Raw genomic sequence first — 6,779 nt, 5'->3', positions numbered from 1 at the left:
GGCGTCCAGACCCTGGCCACCGCCGCCCTGGAGAAGGGCGAGAACGCCCTGATCGTCGCGGCCGCCGTCGGCGTCGGGCTCATCCCGATCGCCGCGCCGGGCTTCTACCACGCCTTCCCCGAGGACCTGCTCGTCGTCCTGGACTCGGGCATCTCCACCGGCTGTGTGGTGGCGATCGTGCTGAACCTGGCCTTCAACCACTGGGGCCGCAGGCCGGACGCGGAACCGGACGTGCAAGCCGCGGACGGCGAAATCCCGAAGGACCCGATGGCCGTGCCCGTCGCCCACTGAGGCGCCGGTGCGCGTACGGAACCCCCGCCGGGGCCCGTACGCGCACCGTGTGCGGTGTCGTCAGCCGATGCGGAAGCTCTCCCCGTGGACCCGCCACACCAGCGGGGTCTCCAGCTGGAGCTTCCCCTCGCGTACGAGGACGCGCTGAGCGGTCTCCACCCGGCTGGTGTCACTGTGCGAGGGCTCCTTGCGGAGAGCGGCCACGCGGGCGTCCAGGAAGGCGTGGCGTTCGGATACGCCTCCTCGTCGCCGCCCTCGGACGGCGGATCGGCCCCGGCGACGGCCTGGACCCGTATGGTCCGGAAGCCGACCGTGCCGCCCGCGTCGTGGGCCTTCCGGTCGAGCGTGGAGTTCTCCGCGCCCGACACCAGCCGCATGGCGATGTCCTTCTTCACGGGATCGCCGAGCCCCTTCTCGGGAGAGCCGGAACCGGACCCGGAACAGCCGGTCAGGACGAGGACCGCGAGAGCGGGACATCTGTGTTTCACGCACCAAGCGTGCCAGGCCGGGGGGCGGAGTCCTCGGGAGTCCGGCGCCTGTAGCGTTCACCCCATGGAAGATCAGTCTGTTGTGGACGTCGGCGATGTGCGGCTGGCGTACCGGACCTGGGGCGACCCCTTCGGCTCACCCGTCGTCCTCCTGCACGGTCTCGGCGGTTCCTCCCGGAGCTGGGAGGCGGTGGGCACCCTGCTCGGCGAGGAATGGCGGGTGTACGCCGTCGACCTGCGCGGGCACGGCGAGAGCGACTGGCCCGACGAGTACGCCCTGGAGCAGATGCGGGACGACGTCCTGGAGTTCCTCGACGCCTGCGAGCTCGACCGGGTGGGCCTCGTCGGCCACTCGATGGGCGGAGTGGTCGCCTATCTGCTCGCCGAGGAGCACGCGGACCGGGTGGAGCGGCTGGTGCTGGTGGAGACCCCGCCGCCGTTCCCCGGGCAGCCGGCCGACGACAGCCGGCCCACGGGCCCGGTGGACCACGACGAGAACGCGGTCTCGTCCGTGAGGGCTCAGATCGCCGAGCCGGATCCCCGCTGGGAGGAGGAGCTGGGGCAGATCGTCGCTCCGACGCTGATGATCGCGGGGGGCCCGGAGAGCGGGATGCCGCAGGGCAGGCTGGCCGACATGGCCTCACTCATCCCCGACTGCCGGCTGATCACCCTGGGCGGCGGCCACCAGGTGCACAAGAAGCACGCGGACCAGGTGGCCCAGCAGATCACCGAGTTCTTCACCAGCTGAGGCGGCAGGCTGCCCCGCGCGCACGGCGGACGCCGCCGGGCGCCGTGATCCGCAGGACCGGTCCCGGCCGCGGGCGCCGTGATCCGCAGCACCGGTCCCGGCCGCTTTCCCCGCCGCTGCCGGCGTCCACCCGTGGGCCGGCCTCCTGGCCGGGCCCGTGTGCAAGCGCGGCAGGCAGAGCCCTCAGCCGCCCGGCTGCCAGTCGGGACGGCGCCCGCTCAGCGCGATCACCCGGTCGGCCAGGGGCGCGCCGGCCGGGACGGGGACCGGCGGACCGAAGATCGCGTCCGGCCCGGACCTGTCGTCGTCGCCGGGAGCCAGCAACGCCTCCGACGAGCGCAGGCTCGCTTCGTCCGCCCGGAACTCCTGCCCCGTGGACCGGGCCAGATCCCAGCCGTGCACGACCAATTCGTTCCGGACGACCATTCCGGCGACCTGGCCCGGCAGATCCACCCCGCCCGCCCGGGTCATGCCTTCCAGCGCGGCCGGGGAGCCCCAGGCCGCGACCAGTTCGTCGAGCAGAGACGGCAACGCCGTGCGCCAGTCGGCGGGCAGGACCGGCAGATCCGACGCCGGGGAGGTGTCGGTCGTGGGGCCGAACTTCTTGTGCGCGGCGTCGCGGAAGGCGGTGGCCAGTCCCACCAGGTGCCCGAGCAGCTCCCGTACCGAGTAGCCGGGACAGGGGGTCGGGCCGGCCAGCTGCCGGTCCTCGATGGAGCCGATCAGCTCACGGATCTGCCGCGCAGCCGGTTCGAGGTCGATGCCGGGTGCGGTTCCCTTGTGCGTTTCCATACTCCTTCAGACCCTTCCGGGCCCCGGAACTCATCGCGGACATTGCGGAACGTTCCGATCCGCCCTCTTGCCGGGGGCCCCGCCCGCATGGCATATAGGTCTGGACCATTGCTGTCGGAGAAAGGCATCATCGTGCAACGCCCCCACGCACGCGCCGAGTCGGCCTGTTCCGCTGCGCTGCTCCTCGCCGTGCTCACCGCCTGCGGCGGCTCCGCGGAAGCGGACACCAAGGATCCGACGGCCCCCGCGGGCGTGACGGCGCAGGCCGGCAGTGCCACCTCCGTCCACGTCATGTGGGAGCGGGCCTCGAACAACGAGGGGATCACCGGCTACGACGTCTACCGCGAGGGCAGGAAGGCCGCCTCGGTGGACGCGACGAAGCTGATGACCGACATCGAGGGGCTGACCGCGTCCACGGCCTACACCTTCACCGTCAGGGCCCGCGACGCCGCCGGAAACGTCTCCGCCCCCGGCGCCGCCGCCCCCGTCACCACGCCCGCCACCGCACCCGCCGACGAGGAACCGCCGACCGGGCCGTCGAAGCTGCGGGGCGAGGCGGACAGCGGCCGGACGGTCACCCTCTCCTGGGGTGGCTCCACCGACGACGTGGGCGTGACCTCGTACGACATCTACCAGGAGGATTCCAGGATCCACAGCGTCCCCGGCACACGGACCACGGCCAGGCTCACCGGGCTGCGGCCCGGCACCGTCTACACCTTCACCGTCCGTGCCCGCGACGCCGCCGACCGCTCCTCGCCGGACAGCAACGCGCTGGACCTCACCACCCCGTCCGCGCCGGGCGCTCCCGCGAGCACGGCGCCCACCGGGCTGCGGACGAAGACGACGGCGCAGGGCGAGGAGTTCCTGGTCGACCTCTCCTGGGACCAGCCCGACACCGGCGGCACGATACCGGCCTACCAGCTGTTCCTGAACGGGAGGCTGACCACCACGATCGTCTGGGGCGGCACGCCGCCCGCGGGCCGCGCGACGTACCGGCTCACCCTGACCGACCCGCCCGGCACCCGTTACTCGCTCAAGATCCGGCCCAAGCTCCCCGACGGGACGTGGGGCGACTTCTCGGCCCAGCGCACGGTGGTCCTCCCCGGCTGACGGGTGACTGCCCGGCACCCGCGCGCTAAGGTACCGGCCCCGGCGGCGGTGCCGTAGCCGGCGGAGGAGGCGGTCGGCATGCCAGGTGCGCGGGCTTCCCGGCGTGTGGTCACCAGGGGCCACGTCGTGTACAGCGCCTGCCGCTTCTTCCTGCGGCACGGCACGGTGGACATGGACGCACTCGCCCAGGACCTCGCGGTGAGCCGGGCGACGCTCTACCGCGTGGTCGGCAGCCGGGACGCGCTCCTCACCGACGTGCTGTGGGACCTGGCGGCACACCTCCTGGACCGGGCCCGGCGCCGGCGCACCCGGGCGGGCGTGGAGGGGGTCCTGGAGATCACCCGCTACTTCGTCACGGCTCTGCGCGCCTCCACCCCTTTCGGGCAGTTCCTGCGCGCCGAACCCGAGACGGCGCGGCGTCTGCTGACCGGCGGATGCGTGCACCGCCGGGCCGTCCTGGCCCAGCGGAGCATCCTGCTGGAAACGGGGGAGGGGGACCCTCCCTGGCCCCGCTCCGGCATCGACGACCTGGCCTACCTCTATGTCAGGGTCGTCGAATCCGCCCTGTACGCCGAGCTGTTGAGCAGCCGCAGGCCGGACCTCGCTCTGGCTGAGCGCACTGCCCGCGCCGTACTCCGGCAAACCCGCTGAACGCCCTCGCGCGTGATCTGAGACCGCGGTCTCACCCTCGGGCCGGTGACTGGCCCTCCCGCCGGCACCGGCCGTAGTTTCCGACTCCGACGACGACTCGGAGGAGACGATGACCGGTACCCAGCCGGCCCTGACGGGCCGGACCACGCTGCTCGCTGTGTTTCTGGCGCTCGTCGGGACACTCACCGCCCTCACCGCCCCGGCGCAGGCCGTGACCGCACCGCGCACCACCGTCAACCCCGTGATCTTCGTGCACGGGCAGGAGGGTTCGGCCCAGCAGTGGCAGTCCCAGGCCAAGCGGTTCTCCAGCAACGGCTACCGTGACGACCTGCTGTACGTCCACGAGTACGACACCTCCGTCGCGACCGACGACCATGCGGTCGCCGGGCTGGAGGAACTGGTCGACTCCGTCCGGGCGCGCACCGGCGCGCAGAAGGTCGACGTCCTCGCCCACTCGCGCGGCACACGCGTGCTGCACACGTACCTCTCCGTGCCGGAGCGCGCGGCGGAAGTCGCCAAGTACGTGAACCTGGACGGCCGTACGGCGGCCGCGCAGCCCGGCGGGGTCCCCACCCTCGCCATCTGGAGCAGCCTCCAGCCGAACGGGTCGATCGGCGGAGCGGTCAACGTCCACGAGCCGCAGGCGGGGCACACGCAGAGCGCGACGTCCGCCGAGAGCTTCGCCCACATCTACGCGTTCCTCCGGGGCAGGCCTCCGCTCACCACCCGGGTGCTGCCCGAGGCACCCGCCTCGGTGGAGATCGCCGGCCGCGCCGTGCACTTCCCGCAGAACACCGGCCTCGCGGGCCGCCTCGAGGTGTGGAGGCTCGACCCCGCCACCGGTGCCCGGGCCGGCCTCCTTCCTCAGCACGTCCTGCGGACCGGCGCGAACGGTGCCTTCGGGCCGCTCGAAGTCGGCGGACGCGGGCACTACGAGCTGGCGTTCGTGCGTTCCGGCGAGCGCACCAACCACTTCTACTTCGAACCGTTCGAACGCAGCGACCGCTTCGTGCGCCTGCTGGTCTCCCCTCCGGGCGGTGTCGCGGACTCCGTCGACGCCTGCACCGGGCACACGGCGCTCACCATCGTCCGCGCACGCGAGTGGCGGTCCGGGACGGCGGACGACGACCGGCTGCGTATCGCCGGGACCGACGTCCTCGACCCGGCGGTGTCCCCTCAGCTCCGCCAGATCCTGGGCCTGTTCGTGTTCGACAAGGGCTGCGACGGTGTCAGCCACCTCGACGCCGCGCTGCCGCCCTTCGACCGGATCCCTTTCCTGACGGCCACCGACCTCTCGCTCCCGGCCGACCCGCAGGCCCGTGGGGCCATCCCCGTCACCCAGACGATGCGCGGGGCCGGCGGGGTGAGTGAAACCGTCGCCGTGGCGAACTGGCCCTCCGACCGCCACACCGTGTCGCTGCTCTTCAAGGACTACGTGGACATCCCGTCCGGCGGATGAGCCGGAAGCCCTGCGGCGGTGTGCTGTTCCCGGACCGCACGGCCTGGGAACAGCACACCGCACCGGTGCCCGCTCCAGGCCCTCGCCCCCACCGGGCCGAAACGCTCCTCAGGCGGCGAACGCGGCGGGTTCTTCGAGCTGTGCGGCAGCCGTGCGCCAGGCGGCCGTCACTGCCGCGCGGGCCCGCTCGGTCCGGACGGCACCATCCGCTGCCGGCATGAGCGGTGCTCCGATGTGCACGTGCAGTCCCGGGCGGCGCAACGGCGCCGTGAGCAGGCCCGCGAGCTGCTTGACCGCGCTTCCCGAGGTGATCCGGCGGGCGCCGGCCTGACCGACGGGCACCACCGGAGCCCCGGTTCGTCGTACGAGCCGTGACAAGCCGCTGCGGAAGGCCTCGGGGGCTGCTTCTGCGGCGTCCGTCCGGTGCGGGAGGCGGCCCTCGGCGTAGATCAGGACCAGACGTCCGCGTGAGAGCGCCTCGGCGGCTCCGTCCAGGGCGTCCGCCGCGCGCCGGCCGCCGCGATGGACGGGGATGTGCCCTTCGAGGGCGAGCGCGCGGCCGAGCACCGGGACGCGCCACAGTCCGGCGGCCGCCATGACCACCGGGCGGGCCCCGAGGCGGTGCAGCGCGGCGAGCACGACGGCGGGGTCGGCGAGCGAGGTGTGATTCGCCACGATCACGCTTCCGGGAGCGAGTTCGGCGCCCGCGTCGGCCGTGACCGTGAGGCGGCCGACGGCGGGCACCAGGACGTCGGCGAAGTGGCTGAGCATGTCCGGTCTCCTGTGCTCGACGATGCTGAGCCCATCGTCGGTCGCGGGAGTGCCCGGAGCCTGAGTAGCCGAACTCATCTTCTCCGAGGCGGCGGTGCCTGCCGGAGGCCGGCGCCGCTTCCTCCGTCCTGTGGATCCGGGCTGTGGCGACGGCCTGGGTGCACGGGCGTCAGGCGGGAGTGCAGAAGCCGCATTCCGTGAGGTACTCCCTGATGAGCTGACGCAGGTACTCCCGGCTGGGCGGGGCGCCCGGGTCGCCCTGGGGGCCCCGCGGCCCCCGGGGGCCGGCACAGCCGACAGGCCCGGGTTCGCCCTGGGGCCCCTGGGGTCCCCGGGGTCCGGGAGGTCCTTCGCGTCCGTCCGCACCGGCCAGACCGTGGGCGCCGGGCTGCCCGTCCCTGCCGTCCCTGCCGGGTGGCCCTTCGCAGCCCTCCGGGCCCTGGGGCCCTTCGGGACCGGGAGGGCCGCA

The 6,779-nt window shown here is 73.3% G+C and carries 7 protein-coding genes and 1 pseudogene; 5 read left to right on the top strand and 3 right to left on the bottom strand.

Translation table 11 applies throughout. The features are described from left to right. A pseudogene (locus tag VN520_RS09170) lies at window positions 1-291 on the top strand (purine permease); the annotation flags it as partial. Between the two features lie 60 nt (window positions 292-351). Here the strand turns inward: VN520_RS09170 and VN520_RS39585 are convergent. Next, the gene (locus VN520_RS39585) at window positions 352-495 is read right to left on the bottom strand and encodes a chitosanase (RefSeq protein WP_414719804.1); all 144 of its coding nucleotides are present in this window, start codon (window positions 493-495) and stop codon (window positions 352-354) included. 348 nt (window positions 496-843) lie between these two features. On the opposite strand from VN520_RS39585, the gene VN520_RS09160 reads away from it, so the two are divergent. Continuing rightward, the gene (locus VN520_RS09160) at window positions 844-1,527 is read left to right on the top strand and encodes an alpha/beta hydrolase (RefSeq protein WP_325746359.1); all 684 of its coding nucleotides are present in this window, start codon (window positions 844-846) and stop codon (window positions 1,525-1,527) included. A 183-nt stretch (window positions 1,528-1,710) separates the two neighbouring features. Here VN520_RS09160 and VN520_RS09155 read toward each other — a convergent pair whose 3' ends face one another. Beyond that, window positions 1,711-2,319, bottom strand: a complete 609-nt coding sequence (locus VN520_RS09155) for a TIGR03086 family metal-binding protein (protein ID WP_325746358.1) — start codon at window positions 2,317-2,319, stop codon at window positions 1,711-1,713. A gap of 132 nt (window positions 2,320-2,451) precedes the next feature. Between VN520_RS09155 and VN520_RS09150 the strand changes: the two genes are divergently transcribed. The 3 genes from VN520_RS09150 to VN520_RS09140 all read left to right on the top strand — a co-directional run bounded on the left by VN520_RS09150 (window position 2,452) and on the right by VN520_RS09140 (window position 5,539). Beyond that, on the top strand, window positions 2,452-3,429 hold the full coding sequence (locus VN520_RS09150) for a fibronectin type III domain-containing protein (protein ID WP_325746357.1): 978 nt from the start codon (window positions 2,452-2,454) through the stop codon (window positions 3,427-3,429). Between the two features lie 78 nt (window positions 3,430-3,507). Then, window positions 3,508-4,080, top strand: coding sequence for a QsdR family transcriptional regulator (locus tag VN520_RS09145; RefSeq protein WP_325746356.1), 573 nt, complete (start codon window positions 3,508-3,510; stop codon window positions 4,078-4,080). Between the two features lie 109 nt (window positions 4,081-4,189). Beyond that, window positions 4,190-5,539, top strand: coding sequence for a hypothetical protein (locus tag VN520_RS09140; protein WP_325746355.1), 1,350 nt, complete (start codon window positions 4,190-4,192; stop codon window positions 5,537-5,539). Window positions 5,540-5,647: 108 nt separating this feature from the next. On the opposite strand, the gene VN520_RS09135 is transcribed toward VN520_RS09140, so the two are convergent. Further along, on the bottom strand, window positions 5,648-6,310 hold the full coding sequence (locus VN520_RS09135; protein WP_325746354.1) for a lysophospholipid acyltransferase family protein: 663 nt from the start codon (window positions 6,308-6,310) through the stop codon (window positions 5,648-5,650). Between the last annotated feature and the right edge of the window lie 469 nt (window positions 6,311-6,779).

The organism is Streptomyces sp. (assembly GCF_035563135.1).
In the GTDB taxonomy this organism is placed as follows: domain Bacteria; phylum Actinomycetota; class Actinomycetes; order Streptomycetales; family Streptomycetaceae; genus Streptomyces.
This window is presented reverse-complemented; position numbering and strand designations above follow the sequence as displayed.